At 74.3% G+C, this 23,452-nt stretch carries 1 protein-coding gene (running past one end of the window); it reads right to left on the bottom strand.

The window, feature by feature from the left end:
* Window positions 1-120 precede the first annotated feature (120 nt).
* Window positions 121-23,452: the 3' portion of a hypothetical protein gene (locus tag ACQPYE_RS17390; protein WP_498722373.1), read on the bottom strand. The gene runs 13,241 nt beyond the window's last position; the window shows 23,332 of its 36,573 coding nt (coding positions 13,242-36,573); the start codon falls outside the window, past its right edge — the gene reads right to left on this strand; it ends in the stop codon at window positions 121-123.

The following is a 23,452-nucleotide window of genomic DNA, read 5'->3' as shown; positions in this document are numbered from 1 at the left end:
CCATTGCACGGGCAGGCGTCACGCCCGGACAACTCGCACGGGGCCACCCGGCGCGTTGAGGCACGCGCCGGTTCCCCATCGACCCGTTCCAGGGCATCCGGGGTCACCGGTACCCCGTCCTCACGCCGGCTCGGCTGGTGGCGGGAACGCCCGTCCCATCGCGGCGTCGAGCTGCGGGGGCTCGTCGTCCTCGGCACCGGTCGCCGACTCGTCGTCCGAGGAGTCCTCCTGGGGTTGGCCCGGCAGCACCGCCCTCCGGAAGCGGCCACCGTTGTAGACGGCGCGCCTGCCGTCCGCGCCGTCGAGCCGGAGGACCCGGTCCGCGGCCCAGAGCACGACCTGCGGGCCCTCCGCGGCGCGGAACGCCGCCAGGACGTGGGACGCCACCGACTCACCGTCCGCACCGGGAGCGGCCATGGAGCACACCTGACCCACCACGGGACGACCCGGCAGGTGCGCCACCGACCGGTAGACCCGGTTCCCGACCGCCAACCGTCCCGAGGACTTGGGCCCCAGGTAGTACACGTCTCCCAGAGCACCATGAGGGGCGCGGATCCTGGCGCGCGTGACGCCCGGACCTCCGTGCATGGCGAAGTACCACGGCGGCATCGTCGATTCCAGCCACTTCATCCGGCGCTTGACGTCGAACGGGGCCGCGCCGTCGTCTCCGGTGCGCTGGTTCCAGTAGTGGCGCCGCTCCGCAGCCGCTTCGAGCAGCAGGACGCCGGGGATCATCGCGAGGTCGCCCTCGCTACCGGGGGCGAACTGCCCGGTGATCCGGTCGCTCCCGCGGTCGTGGAGCGGGTGGACCACCAGCTGCCGCAGGTCGGGCGGGAACGGGCCCACCTCCGGGAAACCGGTGCCGGCCACCGCGATCGTGCCGTCCGCGCCGAGCAGCAACGGCCCGTCGGCCCAGTGGACCTTCCGCGCGTAGCCACCGGGCAGCAGTCCGCGGGCGAAGTCCTCGGCTCCCACCGGGACACCGTCGAGGGAGGCGAGGACGAACGGCAGGAGCACGTCGGTTCCCGCCGCCTCGCGCACGACGGGGTCGTCGCGCAGCACCCCCGCGAGCACGGCGGACACCACGCCGAAGGGACGCGAGTCCGACCGCAGCACCCGGTAGCCGACGTCGGAGGTGGAAGCCAGGATCAGCGGGGGTCGCCCTTCCACCGAGCCGGGGACGCCGAGGGTGGAGCGGAGCGCGGTCCACGTGTCCGGGGTGGTGGCCAGCGCCCACTGCCGCACCTGCTCGAACCGCTCCTCGTCGCCGGGTGAGCGCACCACCACCGCCGTCACCACACCGTCGCGGTCGCGCACCTTGTCCACGACCAGGTCCCCGACCCGCGGTTGCGAGACGAGCGCGAACTCCGGCACCCCGTTCCCGTGCTCGTTCAGGGCGTAGACGGGGCGGAAGTCACCGGCCGCGTGCAACGCCGAGGCGAAGTCGAACCCGACACCGCCGATCTCCGGCAGGGCTCCCGCCTGATCACCGACCAGCACCACCGGCAGGTCCCGGTGCGCCTGGAGCAGGGCCGCGATCCCCGGGTCCTCCAGCGCGATCCGACCGACCTCCTCTCCACCCGCCTCGACCAGGCCGCCGTCCACAGTCGGCACGACCGCGTGGTCGGCTCTCGTGTCCAACTCCAGGACGAGCGAGGGGATCGCGCTCGACCCGATCCGGTCGGCCGCGGCGACCACGGTGCCCGGGAGGGCCGAGTCGGCGGCCAGGCGGAACCGGCGACCGGAACCGGTCAGCACCACGTCCGCCCGCCGCAGCGCGGGGCCGCGGAAGAAGGCGTGGCCACTCGACAGGGGCGGTGGGGTGTACGGCCTGTTCAACCGACCCTGCTCCGTGCGCTCCCACGTGCCGACCGGACCCGAGTACTCGAAGGACGCGCGGATCCCGTCCTCGCGCAGCAGGGCCAACAGGTCCTGGTTCAGCGCGTTGTCGGACCGGGGCGCACGTGTGATCAGCACCAGCGGACGTCGCACCGGACCACCGGCCAGTCGCCGGTAGAACTCGTGCTCCCGCAGCAACCAGCGCATCTCGGAGGCGTTCAGCCGGGTTGGCGCCCCCCAGTGCGTCCTGACCTCGTAGTGGTTCCCGCGACTCGCCAGGTGCAGCACGAAGGGCCGCGCCCGGTCCCCCGACGTCGCCGGGGCCCACTCCTGCACGGAGAACTTCACGTTGAGCAACGTGGCGACGTCGTCGGAGAACATCGCCAGGCCCTGGGCGGAGTCCGTGGCGAACGACGCCGCGATCCGCAGCTCCTCGTTGAGGCCCGGGTCGGGCAGCAGGGCCAGACCGTGCTCGCGGGCGTGCGCGTCGTGCAGTTCCCCGGCCACCACGTCGGACGCTCGGATCAGGGACACCACGGCGAAGCGCGCTCCGGCGCGGTCCACCTCCCCGGTGTCGGGGTCGATGGTCAGCGGAGCCTGGTTGACCCCGACCTCGCGGTAGGGGCCGTTACCCCGCAGGGCCATCGCGACGACGCGTGCCACGGCCAGGTCTGCCTGGGTGAAGTCCTCGGTGTCGAGCACCAGCACCAGTGGCGCGGTCGGGTCGACGGCCCGGTACTGGGGAGTGCGGGCGATGTCGGCGGCGAACTGCTTGGGGGTGCGCCACTTGCCGCGCGTGAGGAACCTCTGCTTCCGGTAGTGGGCGAACACGTGGATCGGGGTGGGGTCCTTCTGCGACGAGGAGAGCCCGCGGTGCAGCACGTCCCACTCGTCCCAGTCCGACGCCAGCGCCGGGAACGAAAGGCCGATGGCCGAGCCGGGTGTGGCGGTCAACGGGACGAGGCGACCGCCGGGTTCCTCGGCCGGCTGCGGGAAAGCCCAGCCCATCCCGCCGTCGAGCTGGACGTGCCCGTCCGACGCCAGGTCCAGCCCGCCACCGGGAGCCGCACCGCCCTCCGCGGTGTCGACCCCCTCCGCACCGGTCACCGACTCGTCGTCGGAGAACTCCTCATCCGGTTCGCCGGGCAGCGCAGCCCTGCGGAACCGCCCGCCTCGGGTCACGACCCGCCTGCCGTGGTCACTGCTCACCCCGGTGTCCCGGCTCGTCGCCCAGAGCACCACCCGAGGCCCCTCCGCGGCCCGGAACGCCGCCAGGACGTGGGAGGCGACAGACTCGCCGTCAGAGCCGGGAGCGGCCATGGAGCAGACGAGGCCCACCACGTCCGCACCTCGGGGCTTCGCCACCCGGTAGACCCGGTTCCCGACCGCGAACGCCGCCGTGTCCACCGGGCTCAGACGCTGCCTGTCCCCCAGACGGCCACGACCGGCGTGGATGCCGGCGCCGGTGCGGCCCGGCCCGCCGTGCATGGCGAAGTACCACGGCGGCGTCGTCGACCCCAGCCACTTCATCCGGCGCTTGACGTCGAAGTCGGATCTCGCGGCGATCGCCTCCGACCCGGAGCGCTGGTTCCAGTAGTGCCTCCCCCCGGATGCCGCCTCGAACATCAGGCTTCCGGGCAACCTCACGAAATCGACCTCGTCGCGCGGAGCGTATTGCCCGATGACCCGGTCGCTCCCCTTCTCGTAGAGGGGACGGACCACCAACTGGTCCGCGTTCGGCGGGTACGGGCCCACCGCCTGGAAGCCCGTGCCGTCGACCGCGATCGTCCCCTCCGCTCCGAGCAGCAGCGGTCCGTCCGGCCAGTGCACCTCGCGCGAGTAGCCGCCGGGCAGCAGACCCCGCGCGAAGTCGTCGACCCCGACCGGGGCACCGTCGAGCGAGGCGAGGACGAACGGCACGCTCGCGTCGACACCCGCCACGCGGCGCAGGTCCTGGTCATCGCGCAGCGCCGCTGCCAGTCCAGCCGCCCCCACGCCGTCGAGGGGGTAGGAGTTCGACAACACCACCCGGTAACCGTTGTGCGCCCGGGAGGCCAGGACCAGCACCGGGCGGGCGTCACCGGCCCCGGCGCCCAGGGTGGTGCGCAGCCCGGCCCAGGTCTCCGGCGTGGTGGCCGACGCCCACCGCCGCACCAGCTCGACCTGTTCCTCGTCGTCGTGCGAGCGCACCACCAGCGCGGCCGTCCGCCCGTCGCGGTCGCGCACCCACTCCAGGGCCACGTCGCCGGCCCGCAGGTGCGAGACGATCCTGAGCCCGGGCGTCCCGTTCTCGTCCCGGTCCACGGCGTAGACGGGCCGGAAGTCACCGGCCGCGTGCAGCGCCGAGGCGAAGTCGAACCCGACACCGCCGACCTCCGCCAGGGCCCCCGACCGTTCGCCGACCAGCACCACCGACAAGTCGGGGCGGGCCTTGAGCAGGGCCGCGATCTCCGGGTCCGCCAGGACGATCCGACCGACCTCGTCACCGCCCGCCTCGACGCGTCCGCCGTCCGCGGTCGGCACGACCGCGTGGTCGTCCCCCGTGTCCAGCTCCAGGACCAGGGACTCGACCGGACCGGCCTCGACCTGGTCCGCCAACCAGACCGACTCGTCGGCGAGGGCGCCGTCGGCGGCCAGTCGGAACCGGCGACCGCCGCCGGTCAGCACCACGTCCGCCCGCCGCAGCTCGGGGCCGCGGGTGAACCCGTGCCGGCTCGACAGGGGCGGCGGCTGGTACGGCCTCCTCAGCAGGCCCTTCGACGCGGACTTCCACGTGCCGACCGGCCCCGAGTACTCGAACGACGTGCGGATCCCGTCCTGGCGCAACAACGTCAGCAACGTCTGGTTGAGCGCGCTGTCCGGCTCGTCCGTGCGGGTGATCAGCACCAGCGGTCGCCGCACCGGTCCGCCGGTCAGGCGCCGGTAGACCTCGTGCTCCCGCAGCAGCGACCTCATCTCGGAGGCGGTCAACCGGGCCTCCACCCCGGTGTCCGTCCTGATCTCGTAGCGGCCCTCGCGGCTCGCCAGGTGCAGCACGAAGGGCCGCGCCCGGTCGCCCATCGTGGCCGGGGCCCACTCCTGCACGGAGAACGTCGCCTTGTCGAGGGCGGTGAAGTCCTCCACGAACATCGCCATGCCCTGCGCGGAATCCGTGGCGAACGACGCCGCGATCCGCAGGTGGTCGTTGAGCTCGGGATCGGGCAGCAGGGCCAGGCCGTGCTCGCGGTTCCGCGCGTCGCGCAGCTCCTGTCCCCGCACGTCGGCTCCCTGGACCGGGGACACCACGGCGAAGCGCGCTCCGGCGCGGTCCACCACCCCGGTGTCCGGGTCGGTGGTGAGCGGCGCCGTGTTGACCCGGACCTCCCGGTAAGGACCGTCACCCCGCAACGCCACCGCGACGGCTCGGGCCGCGGTCAGGTCGGACTGGGTGGAGGCCGCGCCGTCCAGCACGAGCACCAGTGGCGCGGTCGGGTCGGCGACCCGGTACCGCGAGGTGCGGGCGATCGCGGTGGCGAACCGCTCAGGGGCGCACCACGCGCCGTGCGTGAGGAACCCGTGCTCCCGGTAGTGGGCGAACACGTGGATCGGTGCGGGGTGCTCACCCGACGAGGAGAGACCCCGGTGCAGCGCCTGCCACTCCTCCCAGTCCGACGCCAGCGCCGGGAAGGACAGGCCGGCGGCCGAGCCGGGTGTGGCGGTCAACGGGACGAGGCGACCGCCGGGTTCCTCGTCCGGCTGCGGGAAGCCCCACCCCATCCCGCCGCCGAGCCGGACGTGCCCGTCCGAAGTCGGGTCCTGCCCGCCACCGGGAGCCGCACCACCCTCCTCGGCGTCGGTCACCGACTCGTCGTCGGAGAACTCCTCCAGCGGCTCCCCCGGCGGCGCCATCCTCCGGAACCGACCGCCGTTGCGGACCGTCCGCTTGCCCGTGCCGCTGTTCACCGCCACCATCTGGAACGAGGCCCAGAGCACGACCTGCGGACCCTCCGCGGCGCGGAACGCCGCCAGGACGTGGGACGCGACCGACTCGCCATCGCGGCCGGGCGCGGCCATGTGGCACACGTGACCCACCACGGGACGACCCGGCAGGTGCCGCACCGACCGGTAGACCGCGTTCCCGACCGCGAACCTCGCCGTGGTCCTCGGGTCGAGGACCTGCATGTCCCCCAGGCGGTGACCGGCGGCGCGGATCCGCGCCATCGTGCGACCAGGGCTCCCGTGCACGGCGAAGTACCACGGCGGCATCGTCGACTGCAACCACTTCATCCGGCGCTTGACGTCGAACGGCTTCGCACCGGCCGGTCCCTGCCCCGGGCGCTGGTTCCAGTAGTGCCGCCACCCTGCGTCGGTCTCGACCAGCAGGCTGCCGGGCACCGTCACGGCGTCGTTCTCGTCACGCGGGGCGTGCTGCCCGATGACCCGGTCGCTGCCCTTCTCGTGGATCGGGTTGACCACCAACCGGTCGACGTCGGGCGGGTGCGGACCCACCGCCTGGAAGCCCGTGCCGTCGACCGCGATCGACCCGTCCGCGCCGAGCAGCAACGGCCCGTCGGGCCAGTAGACCTTCCGCGAGTAACCACCGGGCAGCAGACCGCGCGCGAAGTCGTCGACCCCGACCGGGACACCGTCGGGCGAGGCCAGGAGGAACGGCACCCGCGGGTCGATGCCCGCCACCCGGCGGAGGTCCCGGTCATCGCGCAGCGCCGAAGCGAGCTCGGGCGCCGCCACGTCGGCCAAGGGCCGCGAGTTCGACAGCACCACCCGGTAGCCGTCGTCCGCCCGGGAGGCCAGGAGCAGCACCGGCCGTGCGTCACCGGAAGCCGGGCCCAGGACCGCGCGGAGCCCCGACCACGTGTCCGGGGTGGTGGCCCGCGCCCACTCCCGCACCTGGTCGACCCACTCCTCGTCATCGTGCGAGCGCACCACCACCGCGGCCACCCGGCCATCGCGGTCGCGCACCGACTCCACGGCCACGTCACCGGCCCGCAGCCGGGAGACGACCCTGAACGCCGACACCCCGTTCTCGTCCCGGTGCAGGGCGACGACCGTGCGGAAGTCACCGGCCGCGTGCAACGCCGAGGCGAAGTCGAACCCGAACCCGCCCATCTCCGGCAGCGCACCCGACTGCTCGCCCAACAGCACCACCGGCAGGCTCGGGCGGGCCTTCAGCAAGGCCGCGATCCGGCGGTCCTGCAAGGCGATCCGACCGACCTCCTCGCCGCCGGCCTCGATCCGCCCACCGTCCACCGTCGGCACGACCGCGTGGTCGACCTCCGTGTCCAGCTCGATGATCAGCGAGTCGCTCATCCGGGGGTGGTCGGCCAACGCGACCACATCGCCGGCGAGGGTCGCATCGGCGGCCAGGCGGAACCTGCGGCCGGTCCCGGTCAGCACGACGTCCGCGCGCCGCAGGGCGGGACCGCGGGAGAAGGTGTGCAGGCTCGACAGGGGCAGCGGCAGGTACGGCCTGCTCATCAGGCCGTCCGACGTGCGCGGCCAGGTGCCCACCGGGCCCGAGTACTCGAAGGACGCGCGGATCCCGTCCTGGTGCAGCAGTGCCAGCAGTTCCTGGTTCAGCCGCTGGTCCGGCCCGGGCGCACGCGTGATCAACACCAGTGGCCGCCGCACCGGCCCGGCGGCCAGGCGTCGGTAGACCTCGTGCCCTCGCAGCAACCAGCGCATCTCCGACGCGTTCAGCCTCGCCGTCACCCCCTCGCGGGTCCGCAGCTCGAAGCGGCCCGCGTAGGCGGCCAGGTGCAGGACGAAGGGCCGCGCCCGGTCGCCCGTCGTGGCCGGTGCCCACTCCTGCGCGGAGAACGTCGCCTTGTCGAGGTCGGTGAAGTCCTCCACGAACATCGCCGTGCCCTGCGCGGAGTCCGTGGCGAACGACGCCGCGACGCGCAGGTCGTCGTTGTGCTCCGCGTCGGGCAACAGGGCCAGGCCGTACTCGCGGTTCCGCGCGTCGCGCAGCTCCTGTCCCCGCACGTCGGCTCCCTGGACCAGGGACACCACGGTGAAGCGCGCTCCGACGCGGTCCACCACCCCGGTGACCGGGTGGGCGGTCACCGGGGCCGTGTTGACCTTGACCTTCCGGTAGGGGGCGTCGTCTCCCCGCAACGCGGTCGCGACCGCTCGGGCCGCGGCCAGGTCCTCTCGGTCGGTGCCCGCGCCGTCGAGCACCAGCAACAGCGGCGCGGTCGCAGGCGCGGCCCGGTAGTCCGGCGCGGCGGCGATCCCGGCGGCGAACCGCGGGGCGTCGCACCACTTCCCGTCCACCAGGAACTCCTGGTTCCGGTAGTGGGCGAACACGTGGACCGGGGTGGGTTGTTCCCCGGACGACGCGAGGCCCCGGTGCAGCACCTCCCACCGCTCCAGGTCCGACGCGTGCGTCGGGAAGGCGAGGCCGGGCGGGGAGTCCGGCGCACCGGTCGACGGCATCGGGTAGCCGCCGAGGTTCCCGGTCGACGTGGTCGGCTGCGTGAACCCCACCCCCGCGCCGAGGAGCAGGACCTGACCGCCGGCCGGTGCGCCCGGCTCCGGGCCGGCACCGCTTTCGTCGGCGCCGGTCACCGACTCGTCGTCGGAGGACTCCTCCTCCGGTTGCCCCGGCAGCGCCGCCCGGCGGAACCTACCGCCGCCGTACACCTTCCTCATGCCGTTCCGGCGGCTCATGGCGACGACCTGGTTCGCGGCCCAGAGCACGACCTGCGGACCTTCCGCCGCGCGGAACGCGGCCAGCACGTGGGACGCGACCGACTCGCCGCCCTGGCCGGGGGTCGCCATGAAGCACACGTGACCCACCACAGGACGACCCGGCAGGTGCGGCACCGATCGGTAGACCTGGTTCCCGACCGCGAACCTCCCCGTGGCCGCGGGGTCGAGGTAGTGCTCGTCCCCCAGGCGGTGACGAGTCGCGCGCAACCTCGCGAGGGTCACGCCCGGCAGCCCGTGCATGGCGAAGTACCACGGCGGCATCGCCGAGTGCAGCCACTTCATCCGGCGCCTGACGTCGAAGGGCGGTGTCGTGCCGCTCTCCTGCGACGCGAAGCGCTGACTCAGGTAGTGCTTGCGCTCCGTGATCGCCTCGAACGCCAGGCTGTTCGGTATGGTGGCGAGGTCCGCCTCGGAACCAGGGCTGAACTGCCCGATGACCCAGCCCGTCGTGGGGTCGTGGAGGGGGTGGACGGCCAACCGGCTGTGCGGCACCGGGGGCGCTTCCACCGCCCGGAAACCCATGCCGTCGACCCCGATCGTGCCGTCCGCGCCGAGCAGCAACCGCCCGTCGGGCAGGTGGACCTGCCGCGCGTAGCCGCCGGGCAGCAGCTCGCGGGCGAAGTCCTCGCCGCCGACCGGGGCGCCGTCGAGCGAGGCGAGCACGAACGGCACCCGCGGGTCGATGCCCGCCACGTCGCGCACGTCGTCGTGGTCGCGCAGCACCGCCGCGAGCCCGACCGCGTCGGTCACGAAGGGGGACGAGTTCGACAACGCGACCAGGTAGCCGGCGCCGGACCGGGAGGCCAAGAGCAGCACCGGACGTCCCGGCACGTCGGCGGCGACGCCCAGGACCGCGCGGAGCCCCGACCACGTGCCCGGCGTGGTGGCCCGCGCCCACCGGCGCACCTGCTCGAACCGCTCCTCGTCACCGGGTGAGCGGACCACCACCGCGGCCGCCGTCCCCCAGGAGTCGGACACCACGTCCACGGTCAGGTCACCGATCCGCAACCCCCCGACGGGGTTGATCCGAAGTCGCCCGCCCGCGTCCCGGTACACCCCGAGGACGGGCCGGAAGTCGCCGACCGCGTGCAGCGCGGAGACGAAGTCGAAGGCGAACCCGCCCACCCCCGGCAGGGCGCCCGCCTGCTCGCCGACCAGCGCCACCGACCGGTACGGGTTCTCCCGGAGCGCCGCCGCGATGCCTTCGTGCCGCAGGGCGATCGACCCGAGTTCCTCGCCGCCGAGTTCGACCAGGCCGCCGTCGACGGTCGGCACGACCGCGTGCTCGACCCGCGCGTCCACCTCCAGCACCAGCGGTTCGCTGTTCCGGGTCGCGATCCGGTCGGCCAGCGCCGCCAGGTCGCCGTCGACGTCCCACGTGGCGGCCAGGCGGAACCTGCGACCGGCGCCGGTCAGCGCCACGTCCTCGGGCCCCAGCGAGGGCCCCCGGGAGAACTTGTGGTCGCTGGACAGCACCACCAGCATGGCACTGTTGACCAACCTGCCGTTCGACGTCCCACCGACGACGATCGCCGGACCTGAGTACTCGAACGACGCCCGGATCCCGTCCTGGCGCAGCAGGGCCAGCAGTGCCTGGTTCAACGCGCTGTCCGGCTCGGACGTGTGCGTGATCAACACCAACGGCCGCCGCACCGGACCGGTGGCCGGCACCTGGTAGAACGGCTGCTCGCGCAGCACCGACCGCATCGCCTCGGCGGTCAGGAGGACCTGCCGCCCGTCGCTCAACCCGATCTCGTAGCGGCCCCCGCGGCTCGCCAGGTGCAGCAGGAACGGTCGCGCCCGGTCACCCGTCGTCGTCGAGGCCCACTCCTGCACCGCGAAGTCAGGGTTGCGCAGGTCCGTGAGGTCGTCGACGAACAGCGCCATGCCCTGCGCGGTGTCCGCGGTGAGCGCCGCCGCGCGGGCCAGGTCGCGGCGCAGGTCCGGGTCGGGGACCAGGGCCAAACCCTGGGCACGGCGGTACACGTCGCGCAAACCCTCCGCCCGCACGTCGGACGGGCGGAGCGCGAACACCTCGGTGAACCCCTCCCCGGTCCGCAGCACCAGGCCGGTGGACGGGTCGGGGTCGATCCGGACCCTGTTGACCGCGACCGGGCGGTAGGGACCGTCCGCCCGCAGCGCCTCCGCGACGCGCCGCACCGCGTCGAGGTCGACCCCGTCGGAGTCGCCGGTGTCGAACACGAACACCAGCGGCGTCGTCGGGTCCGCCGCCAGGTACCGCGGGCTGCGGGCGACCGCGGCGGCGAAGCCCCGGTCGTCACGCCACCCGTCGGCGAAGAACAGGCCCGCACCGGCGTGGGCGAACACCACCACCTCGTCCGACACCACCATCCTCCGGTGCAGGTCGCGCCAGCGCACGACGTCCTCACCGCCGGGCAGGTGCGGGAACACCACCGGCTCCGCGTCATCGGGCTCGTCCAGGGGGATGTGGAGCACGTCGTCCTGCGCGAACGCCCACCCCATCCCACCACCGAGCGTGATGTGCCCGGTGGCCGGCACCAAATCCCGCGGCCACACCGACGACACCTGCACGAACCGGGCCGCCGCGGCGTCGAACCTGGCCGTGCCGGGCGCGAGCACCAGCGGCGCGGTGTTGGTCACCACCGGCCGGTGGGGCCCGTCGCCCCGCAGCGCCTCGGCGAAGCGCCGGGCCGCGTCGAGGTGGTCCGCCGAAGGCCGGTCCAGGTGCACGGCGAGCACGAGCGGTGTGGTGGGCTCGGCGGTGCGGTAGGCGGAGGCGTCGCGCACCACCGCGGCGAAGTCCTCGGCGGGGCGCCACCCGTCCCGGGCGAACAACAGGCCGTTGTGGGCGTGGGCGAACACCCGCACCTCGTTCTCACGGGGCATCGCGGCGTCGAGGGCGTGCCAGTAGAGGCTGACCTGGTCGCCCTCGTGGATCGGGAACAGCAGGGACTCGGACGGGCCCAGCACCACGGAGCCGGGAGTCGCGGTCTGGTCGGCGGCCAGGTGCCGCACCAGGCCGTCGCGGTTCAGTTCGACCCTGGACCCCGAGGTCGTGATCGAGCCCCGGTGACCGAACTGCCCCGCCAGTTGCCTCAGCGGGCCGTCGTCGTCGATCTCGCAGGCCAGGAACACCAGGTGGTCGGCCGGGTCGATGACACCCGTGCCGAACAGCAGCGTCATGAACACGCTGTCGTCGAGCACCACCTCGCGGCCGGAGCGCAGCGGCACCCGGAACCCGTCGCCGCCGTGGTGCACGGCCACCGAGAAGCGGCTCGGACGGTTCCCGGAGCCCGCAGCGGGCTCGCCCAGCAGCCACCGGAACTCGGCGGCGGTGGGACTGAGCGCCCTGCCGGCCGGGGACACCCGTCCCTCACCCCTGTCGGCCTCGACGCGCATCGGCAGTCCGGCCTCCGCGGCACCGGCGCGGAACGCGTCGCGGGCGATGTCCGCCTCGGCTCCGGCGAGGAAGGCCACGCCCACGAGTCGGCCGGCACCGTCGTGGAGGCGCACCACCGCCACGTCGTCCACCGCCGGCGGCGTGTAGGCGGGCGGCGGCGGGTCGTCCGCGGCCAGGTGGGCGGGTCGCGTCGCCTCGTCGTACGGAGGCGGGTCGCCGGCCGGCGGTCGCTGCGGTCGCCGCGCCGGTTCGGCCTGGTAGGGAGGCACCACCTCGGTCTGGGGGACGTTCCAGGGAGTCGGCACACCGGTGCTCGCCCCGCGGGTGTCCAGGTCGTCATCGTCGTCCCAGCGGACCTCCTGCCCCAGGGAGTCCACGTCGTCGTCATCCGGCTCGTCGGCCGGTGCACGGGCCGCCCAGACGGGGACGGTGGTGTTCTCCGAAGCCTCGAACTCCTCCCGGACGCCGACGGCCACCGAGGTCGTCGCGTCCGCGGACACGGCGCCGAACGGCCCGTAGCGCAGCACCACCCCGTGGTCGGCGGGGTGCCCGGAGTCACGGTGGACGGCGCTGTTGCGGATGACCGCGCCGAACGCGGGCCCCTCCAGCGGGACGAGGTCCCCCATCCGGTGCGGGTTCCCGGTGACGAGCCGAACCCGCGCCTCGGTCGAGGTGCCCCGGGCGTCGACCACCCACGGCGAGTCGTCCGCGTCCGTCCGCGGCAGCCGTTCGAGCGCGAGTTCCCCCGTGGCGGTGCGCCGGGGGTACGAGTGGGAGCCGGACGCGACCTCTCGCGCCCGTGCCGCCGCCATCCGCACGGTGTCCAAGGCCCGGGACGGGAAGAACTGGCCCTCCGGCCGGGTGCGCCCCGGACCGGGGTACGGGTGGGTCACCACGTCGGCGGCGTCGAGCGGGCCGGGCTCGACGGTCCGGAACCCGTTCCCGTCGACCACCAGCCGCCCCTCGCGCCCGAAGGTCACCCGACCGTCCGGGACGTGGACCCGCCGGCGGTAACCGCCGCGAGCCAGCGCCGAGGCGAACTCCTCGCCGTCGACCGGGGTACCGTCCAGCGGCAGCAGCAGGATCGGCACCTCGGGATCGGTCCCCGCCGCGCGGCGGAAGTCCTCGTCGTCGGCCAGCACCGCGCCGATGTCGCCATCGGTCAGGAGCACGTCGTGTCCGTCCCGGCGGGTGCCCAACCGGCCGGCGAACGGGTCGCCGAACGCGACGACCAGCGGTGCGGAGCTGTCCTCCCAAGGCCGGGCCAGCGGCGTGCCGTCCCGCCGGACGACGCGGGGGATCGTCACCGGGGTGGTGGCCATCCAGCTCCTCAGCAGGTCCACCCGCTCCCGATCACCCGAGCTGCGCAGCACCACCACGCCGGTGCGGCCGTTGCGGTTGGGCAGCTCGACCACGTGGAGGTCGCCCGCCCGCAGCACCGACACCCGCTCGAACCGCGCGCCCGGCACCGGCGCCACGACGCCGTCCCGCACCTCGACGCCACCGCCCGCCACCGCGTAGACCTCGCGGAAGATCCCCGCGGCGCGCAGCGCGCCCGCGAAGTCGTACCCGAACCCGCCGATGCCCACGTGGTCGCCCGCGTGCGCGCCCAGCAGCACGATCGGCCCCTGGAACACGTTCAACGCGGCGGTGAAGTCCAGGTTGCCGCGCGTCATGGCGCCGAATTCCGTGCCGTCGAACTCGGCGACCGAGGGGCGCCCGGTGAGGGTGCCGGTGTCGCCGATCACGGCGTGCCCGCCGGTGGTGGAGACCGCCACGAAGATCGGGCTCCGCTCGAACCACGGCCCGTCCACCCACGCCCCACCCGACAACGCCTCCACCGCGGCCGCCACCCCGGGGTCGGCGGACTCGGGCGCGTTGACGACCAGGACGTCATTCGACGCGGTGTGCGCGTAACGGCCGTGGTCGCGTTCGACCAGGTCGACGCGCTGGAAGTCGTCCGGCCGGCCGACCTCCAGCGCCAGGGAGTCACGCGACACCGGCAGCCTGTCCGCGCTCCCACTGTAGCGGTAGAGCTGCCGCACGCCACCGAGGCGGACGAACCGGCGCAGCAGCTGCCGGCTCGCCTCGTGCCTGCCGGCGCCGGTGGTGAACAGCACCACCGGCCGCAGCAGCGACGGGTTCGCCGGGTCCCGGAGGCCGTCGAGGCCCAGCAGCAGCTCGGCCACTTCGAGGGGGCCGGCGGTGATCCGCGTGCCGTTCGACAGCGGCAGGACGAACCTGCCCTCGGCGTCGGCGCTCAGGAAGACGAACACCGGCCGTGCCCTGTCGCCGGTCGCGGCGAACGCCCACGGCGCCACGACCTCGTCGTAGTGCTCGGTCGGGCGGGAATCGACGAACCGCGTCCGCCTCAGGTGGCGCAGCGAGTGGTCGGTGACGTTGCGGGCGAACGCCTCGACAGCGCTCGTGTCCGACGCCTCCGACAGCAGGGACACCACGAACGTGGTGCCCTCGGCGTCACCGGCGAGCGTGAGCCGCGAGTCGGGCAGCCGCAGCTCGGACATCCGTTCCAGCCCGATGGCGCCCGTTCCGAGCAGTTCGAGCAGGTCGACCGCGTGCGACCAGGAGTTGATCGGCTCGGTGGTGGCCAGCACCTCGCGGTACGGGCCGTCGCCGCGCAGGGCGGCGGCGAACGCGCGCGCCTGCTGTTCGTGGTCGGTCCTCACCCCCCGGTCCACGACGAAGTGCACCGGGGCGGTCGCGGACGCCTCCTGGAACCGCCGGGTGCCGGCCACCTCGGTGGCCAGGGCGGCGCCGTCGACCACCCTCCCCCGCACCACGAACCCACCGTCCCGGAACGCCGCGTACACGCGGATCGGCGGTGCTTCCTCATCGTGCGGCATCCGCTCGTGCAACTCCCGCAGCCGCAGCTCGTGGGCGGGGTCCTCGGCGAAGACGATCGGCTCCGCGCTGTCCGGTCGAGTCGCCGCGGAGGGCTGCCACCGCCGGACCTGACCGGTCCGGCCCCGTGGCGCGGGCAGTTCGGTCGAGCCCCACAGCAACTCCGGCTCGGAGTCGTCGGTGGAATAGCCGTACGCCGAGTAGCGCTCCGCGTCACCGTCGTCGAAGCCGTTGTCCAGGAGGCTGTCCAGGAAGCTGTGCATGAGGGCGAAGGCGGGGCCGGGAACAGGGCCGGGCGGGTCGGGCACGGGCGCGGTCGTCGAAACCAGCCGGAAGAAGGCGCCGGCCTCGGGCCGGATGACGCCGTCCTCCTCCACCCACACACCACCACCGGCCAACGCGTACACGTCACGGGGGATCCTCATCTCCCGCAGGGCGGCGGCGAAGTCGAACCCGAACCCGTCGGCAGCCATCAGGTCACCCGCGTGCGCGCCCAGCAGCACCACGGGTCCCCCGAGTCCTCCCGACGACGTGTTGCGGATGTACGCGCCGCTCTGCACCAGGTTGCGGGCGAACTCCGCACCGCTGAACAGCGCCGGCGTGCCGGTGTTGCCGAAGACGTGGCCGTAGCGCCTGGACGAGGACAGCACCACGAAGACCGGGCGCTGATCGCGCCGGTCCCACTCCACCCGCGCCCCGTGCGACAGGGCGTCCACGACCTCCGAGTGGTTTCCGTCGTGGTGCGGGGGGATGGGGTAGGACAGGACGTCCGGCGCCAGGTTCGTCGCGTACTCGCCCTGCACGAAGGTCGACCTGGGCGTGAAATCACGTGGTCGCGGGATCTGGGGGTCGCCGAACTCCTCGAACGGGACCGTGTACGTGTAGGCCGGTCGCAGGCCGGCGAGCCCGTTCAGCTCGTTCACCAGGTCGAGGTTGGCCATGTCGCCCATGCCGATGGTCACCACGACCAGAGGCCGCCGCACCGTTCCACCCAGCAGGGCGTCGCGGACCTGGTCGAGGCAGAACAGCATCGCCGCCAGCCTCCGGGGCTCCACGCGGAGCGTGCCCCCGTCGACGCGGACGATGAACATGTCGTCCTCGTCCCCGCGCAGGACCAGCAGGTACGGCCGACTCCCGACGACATCAGGGGTCACCGCCCACGCGCCGCCGGGGTCCTCCGGGTACAGGCACGCCTCGACGGTGTCGCGCACGAAGTCGCCGTGCTCGTCGTCCGGCATCAGCGACAGGCCGGTGTCGACGCCGTCACGGTCGCGCAGCACCTGCGGGCGCACCTCGGACAGGTCCGGTCCGGACACCCGTCGCAGGGCGAGCACGTTCCAGTCGAACACCCCGTCGGCGGGCACGGCCGCGGAGAGCGTGTTGACCCACACGTCGCGCTGCGGATCGTCGACGCGCAGAGCGTCGACGAACGCCCGCGTCAACTCGGCGTGGTCGGACACGTCGGCAGGCCAGTCCACCAGCAGGTGCACCCGGTGGCCGGCGCCGGTGTCGGCGTAGCCCTCGACCGCCCGGACCTCCGCGGCCAGGCCGGCTCCGTCGTCGAGCCGGCCGCGCACCACGAACCCGCCCGTCGACGGAGGCTGCCCGTGCGCCGAGTGCCGGTAGGCGGCGTGGACCAGCACCGGCGGGTGCTGCCCGCCGTGCGGCAGCCGGGCTTGCAGTGCGCGCGAACGCCGTTCGTGCTCCGCGTCGACGGGGAAGGCGACCGCGACCGAGGCCGCCCCGCCGGTGGCCGCGGCCCGACCGAGGCTCACCGGGTTCCCGGACAGCACGACCGCGTCCGCCATCGGCGGCAGCACGGTCCCCTCGGGGAAGTACTCGATCCCGCGCGCGACCGACAGCCGCACCGGGCCGGGGTGCTCCTCGATGTCCCCCCGGTGCCCCCGTCCGCGCGCCGCCGCGAGGAGGTCCGCCACCTCGCGCACGTCGCAGGCGAGGAACACCAGCCGCCAGGACTCGGGGACGCTCACCACGTCGAACACGGACCTGGCGAAGGCGCGATCGGCCAGCACCCTCTCCCGCCCGGAGCGCAACGGCACCCGGAAGCCGTCCGCGCCGTGGTGCGCCACGACGTGGAACCGGCGTCGCCTGACGGGGAAGTGGGTGCGCGCGACCGCCTGCGCCACCTCGGCCTCGCGGCCGACCAGGTACGCGATGCCCGCCGGCTCGCCATCGGCGTCGAACAGGCGCACGAACCGCACGGGGTCGTCGTCGGTGGCCGCCCAGGGGCCGGCCTGCTGAAGGCCCGCCTCGGGGAGCGCCGACACCCGCTCGAACCCGGCCAACGGCAGGGGCAGCCCGGCAGCGGCCGTGCGCGGGGTCGCCGACGCCCAGACGACCACCGCGTGGTGCTCCAGCGCCCTGAGCCCGGTCAGCGCCCGTGCCGCCAGCACGGGCGCGCCGCCCGCCAGCGGCGCCGCGAAGGCGCCGCCCTCCAGCACGAAGTCACGGCGCACGCCGTACCCGGCCCGTCGGCGGACACCGTTGTGGTGGATGACGAGCGCCGCCATCGCGCCGTCGACCGCGACCCGGTCGCCGGGCAGGTAGGGGTGCCCGGACGCCAGGGCCGCCGACATGGCGCGCGAGTCGCCCTCGGCGGTCACGAACCAGGACCGGTCGGGGTCGACCGGGGACAGGCCGCGGCGCGGCTGCCCGTCGTGGAGGGCGCCGAACCTGCCCAGCCCCAGTGCGGCCATCCGCACCGCGTCGAACGGGCGCAGCGGGAAGAACTGCCCGGTGCCGGGCACGACGTGCGGGAAGGTCAGCAGGTCGTCCGGCGTCAGGCCGGGCGGCTCCACGACGCGGAACCCGCGGTCGGCCGCGATGCCGCCGTCCGGGGTCACCCACGCCCTGCCCAGCGGGGCGTAGACCGCGCGGTGGTAACCACCCCTGGCCAGCGCCTCGGCGAACGCCTCGGGATCGGCCGGCGCGCCGTCGAGCGGGATCAGCAGGAACGGCTTGGTGATCTTGGTGCCCGCCGCGTCGCGGAACGCCGGATCGTCCCGCAGCACGTCGCCCGCTTGCCCGTCGGAGATCACCAGCGAGGCGTTGCCCGGACGTGGCAGGGCCCGGGAGTTCCCCAGGACGAAGACGACGAGCGGTGCGTCCCCGGTCGCCCAGGGCGCGCGCTGCCTCCTGCCGTTGGAGAGCACGTGGGCCGACGAGCCACCGGACACCCGGTCGGCCCACCGGGTGTGCTCGGCGAAGCGGTCGTGGTCGTTCGGCGAGCGGAACGTGAAGGCCGCCGGCGGACCGCCCTCCCGACCGCCCAGCGGCTCGACCACCAGGTCACCGGCACGCGGGCCCGACACCAGCACGAAGGGCGCGGGCCTGGCCGCCGAGACGGCGTCCCGGTCGACGGCGACGCCGCCGGACAGCGCGTAGACGTCGCGGGAGATCCCCCCGGCGCGCAGCGCGCCCGCGAAGTCGTAGCCGAACCCGCCGATGGCCACCAGCGATCCCGAGTGCTCGCCGAGGAGCACCACCGGACCCGCGGTCGAGCGGAGGGCGCCGGTGAAGCCGGGGTTCTCCAGCACGAGGCGGGCGAACTCGGCGCCGTCGTACTCGGCCACCCGGCCGTCGAGGCCGACGACTTCGCCGTGGCGCTCGGTCGTGGGCAGTGCCAGCACGACCGGGGGCGAGTTCCACGGGCCCCTGACGCGCTTCCCGGTCAGCAGGGCGCCGGCGAGCGCGGTGTGGCCGGCGTTCGTCCCCCGCCGCGACGGGAAGACCAGCCGGTCGGACAGCGCGGTGTGCCGGTACCGGTCAGGAGCGGGCACGGGACCGGGCCGGAAGGCGTCCGGTCGGTCGACCCCCAGCAGGCCGACCTCGGGATCGACCTCGAACCGGCCGGCGTACTCGTAGGCGGGCCGTGGGCCGTCGAACCTGGCCAGGGCCTTGAGCAGCTTCCGGTTCAGCGCGCCGGCCGAGGCAGGCCCGGAGGTGACCACGACCAGCGGGCCGCCGGTCCGGGCGCGGTAGCGGGGGTGCGAGACCAGCAGTTCGGCCATCTCCCGCGCCGACAGGACAAGGCGGGCGCCCTGCGGGGTCGCCACGACGTAGCCGTGCCCGTCGGACGACAGGAACAGCGGGAACGGGCGTGCCCGCGTGCCGTCGGCGGCGGCGGCCCAGGGCGCGACCCGCGTCACCGGCTCCCCACCCCGGCCGGTGTGGTGCAGGTGGCGCAGCGAGTGGTCGGTGAAGCCGCGGGCGAACCGCGCCAGGTCGGCGTCGTGCAGGCCGTCCGGGATCAGGGACAGGCCGAAGTCGGAGGAGTGGACGTCCTGCACCACATCGGAGTGCCGGAGCCGGGACACGCGCACCGTCGCGTCGACCCGGGTGAACAGCAGGCCGGACCCCGCCCAAGCCGTGGTGGCCCACACGTCGCGGTACGGACCGTCACCGCGCACCTCCACCGCGAACTCGCGCGCCGACGCCAGGGGGTCGGCAGCCTGCTGATCGGAACCCTGGCCCGCCCGGTCCAGCACCAGGTGCACCGGGGTGCCCGGGTCGCGGAAGCGGAAGCCCTCGGTGCCGTTCTCCAACTCGCCGAGCAGCCCGCGGGCGTCGAGCAGGTCGTCGCCGACCAGGAACCGACCCTGCCGGACCGGCACGTGCACGAACACCGCTCGCGACTGCCCGGTGGGCGGGACCTCCCGGTGCAGGTGCTCCAGGTTCCGCCGGTGCCGCCACCCCGTCGGGAAGGCGATCACGGCCTGGGCCTTCGCGTCGCACGGCAGGTGGGAAGCGCTGTCCCGGCCGCCGAACAGCACCACCGAGCCGGGGGTGCCGGGGTCGTCGCCCGACAGCTCCCGCACCTCGCCGTCCGGCGTCAGCTCCACCCTGGACGAGTAGGTGACGACCGGGCCGAGGTGCCCGTGCGCGGCGGCCAGGTCGCGCAGCACGGTGTCGTCGGTGATGCCGCAGGCCAGGAACACCAGCGTGGAACCCGGCGGCGCCCAGCCGCGGGCGAACAGCAGGGCGGCGAAGGCGTGGTCGTCCAGCAGCGCCTCCCCGCCGGAGCGCAGCGGCACCCGGAACCCGTCCGGGCCGTGGTGCACCGCCACCGTGAAGGTGTCGACCGCGTCGGTGTCGCCGTCCGCGTCGTCCGCGGAGGCGCTGACCGTGGTGGTCACGGCGTCGGCCTCGGCACCGGCCAGGAAACCGACGCCGACGACCCGGTTCCGGGCGTCCCTCAGCGGCACGAACGACACGTCGTCCGGCGTCACGGTCGCGCCGGGGTCCGGCCCGTAGCCGGGCGGCTGCTCGTAGCCGGGCGGCACGTCGGTGGCGGCCGTCGGGTAGAGGGGCAGCTGTTCCTCCACGTAGGCGCCGCCGAAGCCGACCACCCGCTGCCCGCCCCCGCGGGTGTGGCCCGTGGCGTTCGTCGCGGCCCACACCGGGACCCGGACGCCCTCCTGCCGCTCGAACTCCTGCCGGATGCCCTCGGCGACCGTCATCCGGTCGGGGGCCGGCGCCGCCGCGAAGCTCCCCTCGCCCAGTGCCAGCCCCTGGCCCACGTCCCGAGCGGCCTCCCGGTAGTGCCGGCCGGTCCGGATGACGCGGCCGGCGGTGCGGCCGTCCAGCCACAGGGAGTCGCCCAGCCGGTGCGGGTGGTGGGTGGCCAGCCGCACCCGCATGTGGTGGTGATCGCCGCGGGCGTCGACGAACCACGGCGTGGCTTCCTCCTCGGCCCACGGCAGGAGGTCGTCCTGCGGGACGTACGAGACGACGCCGTCGACGGTCGACGGCATCATCCGGTAGTAGTGGTCGCTGCGGTGCCTCGCCTCCAGCGCGCCCGCCGTCGCCATCTCCGGCACGTCGCCCAGCGCGTCGGGGAAGAACTGTCCCCGGATCGTGTTCGTGCCCGGCACCAGGTGCGGGTGGGTCGCCACGTCGTCGGCCAGCAGCTCGGCCGGCTCGACGGTCCGGAACCCGCCGCTCTCGACCACCAGCCGGCCGTCGTCGGTGAAGCGGACCGGCCCTTCGGGGTAGTGGACCCGGCGGCGGTAGCCGCCCCGGGCCATCGCCTCGGCGAACGCCTCGGCGTCGACCGACCCGTCGCCCAGCGGGAGCAGGACGAGCGCCCGGTCCGAGTTGGTGCCCGCCATGGTGCGAAAACCCTGGTCGTCGGCCAGCACGTCGCCCACCTCACGCGTGGGCACGACCCGCTCGGCGTTGTCGCGCCGCAACACCGGGTGCCCGTGGGGCGTGCTCGGGAGGACGATCGCCAGCGGTGTGCCCTCGAACAGCCACGGCGTCTCCACCGGCGTGCCGTCCGGTCGCACGGGGGACAGGCCCCGGTTCACGGACCTGCCGAGGTAGGACCGCACGAGGTCCGGGGACATGTCGTCGTTCGGCGTGCGCAGCACGACCACGACGGACAGGCCTGCGCCGTTGACCAGCCTGTTCATGCGGAAGTCGCCCGCGCGTGGGACGGACACCGGCACGAACCGCGCGCCCGGCACGGGCACGATGACACCGTCCCGCACCTCGACGCCGCCACCGGCCACGGCGTACACGTCGCGGAAGATGTCCGCGGCGCGCAGCGCGCCCGCGAAGTCGTACCCGAACCCACCGGGCGCGACGTGGTCGCCCGCGTGCGCGCCCACGAGCACGATCGGCGTCCGGGACGACTCCAGTTCCCGGACCGCCTCGTCGTCGTGGAACAGGTTCGTGGCGAACTCGGCGCCGTCGAACTCGGTCGGCCGGCCGTTGGCCTCGAAGAGGCTGCCGTGCCGTTGCCCGGTGGACAGCGCCAGCACCAAGGGCTCGTCGTCGCCCCACGGCCCTTCGACGGTCGCGCCCTCCGCCAGCGCGGAGACCACCTCGTCCCGGGAGCCGGCCGGGTCCACCGCGGGGAAGCCGATGGCCCCGCGGCGACGCACCTGTGCGTAGGTGCCCGGCGCGGGCGCCGGTCCCGGCTCGAAGTCCACCTCCGGCCGGGCGATCTCGACCAGGGCTCCGTCGCCCAGCGGCAGCGGACCCGAGTAGTGGTAGACCTGCCGGGGCCCCGCCAACCGGGCCAGTTCCACCAGCAGCCGCCGGTTCTGCTCCGCGTTGCGCGGGCCGTGGGTGACCAGGATCATCGGCCGCCGCACGGGACCGCCCGCCAGCCGGCGGTAGCCGTCGTGGCCGGCCAGGTACGCGGCCATCTCATCGGGGGGGAGGAAGTGCCGCATGCCCTCGCGGGAGGAGAAGGTGAAGTAGCCGTGCTCGTCGCCTTGCAGGACGAGCAGGAACGGCCGGGCCCGGCTCCCCTCCGCGGCCGACGCCCAGAGAGCCGGCGTTTCGGCGTGCCGGGGCTCGACGAAGGACCGCCGCACGTAGCGCAGCACGTGGTCGGTGACGCGCGAGGAGAAGTCCGCGATCGCGGCGTTGACCGTCTCGTCCGCCACCAGCGCCAGGGCGAAGTCGTTGCCGGCGAGGTCACGCGTCGACAGGTGCGCGGCGTCGGACGGCCTGGGCCTGGACACCTCGACGAACCGCGATGCCTCCAGGTCGACAGCACCCCGGGGAGTGATGTCGAGGTCGTGCGTGGCCAGCACCTGGCGGAAGGGGCCGTCACCGCGCAGCGCCTCGGCGAAGGCGGCCGCCTGGGGCAGGTAGTCGGAGCCGGGTTGGTGCCACAGCACCACCAGTCGCACCGGACGCCTGTCCGGCGCGGCCCGCGGGGGAATCGCCCTGGACACCTCGTCCGCCAGGGTCGCGCCGTCGACCGACCTGCCGCGCACCACGAACCCGCCGCTGTGGAACGCCGCGTACACCAGCACGAGCCCGGCCACGTCGGCCGGGCGCAGGCGGTGGTGCAGCAGGCGCAGGTGGCTGATGTGCTCGTGGTCGACGGGGAAGGCCAGGGCGGTGGTGTCGCGATCGGACGGGAGCCTCATGACCCCCTGCCGCCACGCGAACAGGTCCTCCGTCGAGGCGCTCGGCGGGAACACCAGGTCCGGGTCCAGCGAACCGGCGCGGAGGACCGCCTCGGACTGGCGCCGGTCCAGTTCCAGGACGTCACCGGGCAGGTCGGCGTCGGTGGTGAGGCGGACGATCATGCCGTCCGCGCCGCGGTGGGCGTCCAGCAACCACGGCGACCCGTCCTCGGCGCCCCACGACAGGTGCCCGGCGACGTTCTCGTAGCGGTAGGGGTCGTCGGTCCTGTCCCGCCCGGCGGCCATCAACGCCGCGTCGAACGGGTGGACCGGGAAGAACCGACCGTTGCCCAGTGCGTGGGTCACCACGGCCGCGGGGTCCAGCTCCGGTCGGACGGTGGCGAAGCCTCCTTCGTCGACCTCCAGCCGGCCGTCCGCCGCGAGGCGCAGCGCCCCCTCCGGGTGGTGCACCCGGCGGTGGTAGCCGCCGCCCGCCATGGCCCGGGCGAAGCCGGCCGCGTCGACGCGACCGCCGTCGAGGGAGGCCAGCAGGAACGGCAGGGCGGGGTCGGTGCCCGCCTTGGCCCGGAACCTCCCCTCCTGGCTCAGCAATCCGCCGACCCCCGCCGTGGAGAACAGCAGTTCGACGTCATCGCGGCGCAGCACCGGGTGCCCCGGGTCCGAGCCGGTGACGAACACCACCAGGGGTGTCGGTTCCCCCGCCGCGGTCCACGGCGCGTCCCACTCGGTGCCGTCGGAGGTGCGG

The sequence above is a fragment of the Actinosynnema sp. CA-299493 genome, assembly GCF_050946825.1.
GTDB lineage: Bacteria > Actinomycetota > Actinomycetes > Mycobacteriales > Pseudonocardiaceae > Actinosynnema.
Note: the sequence above shows the minus strand (reverse complement) of the source record. Positions and strands in the feature narration are given on the sequence as shown.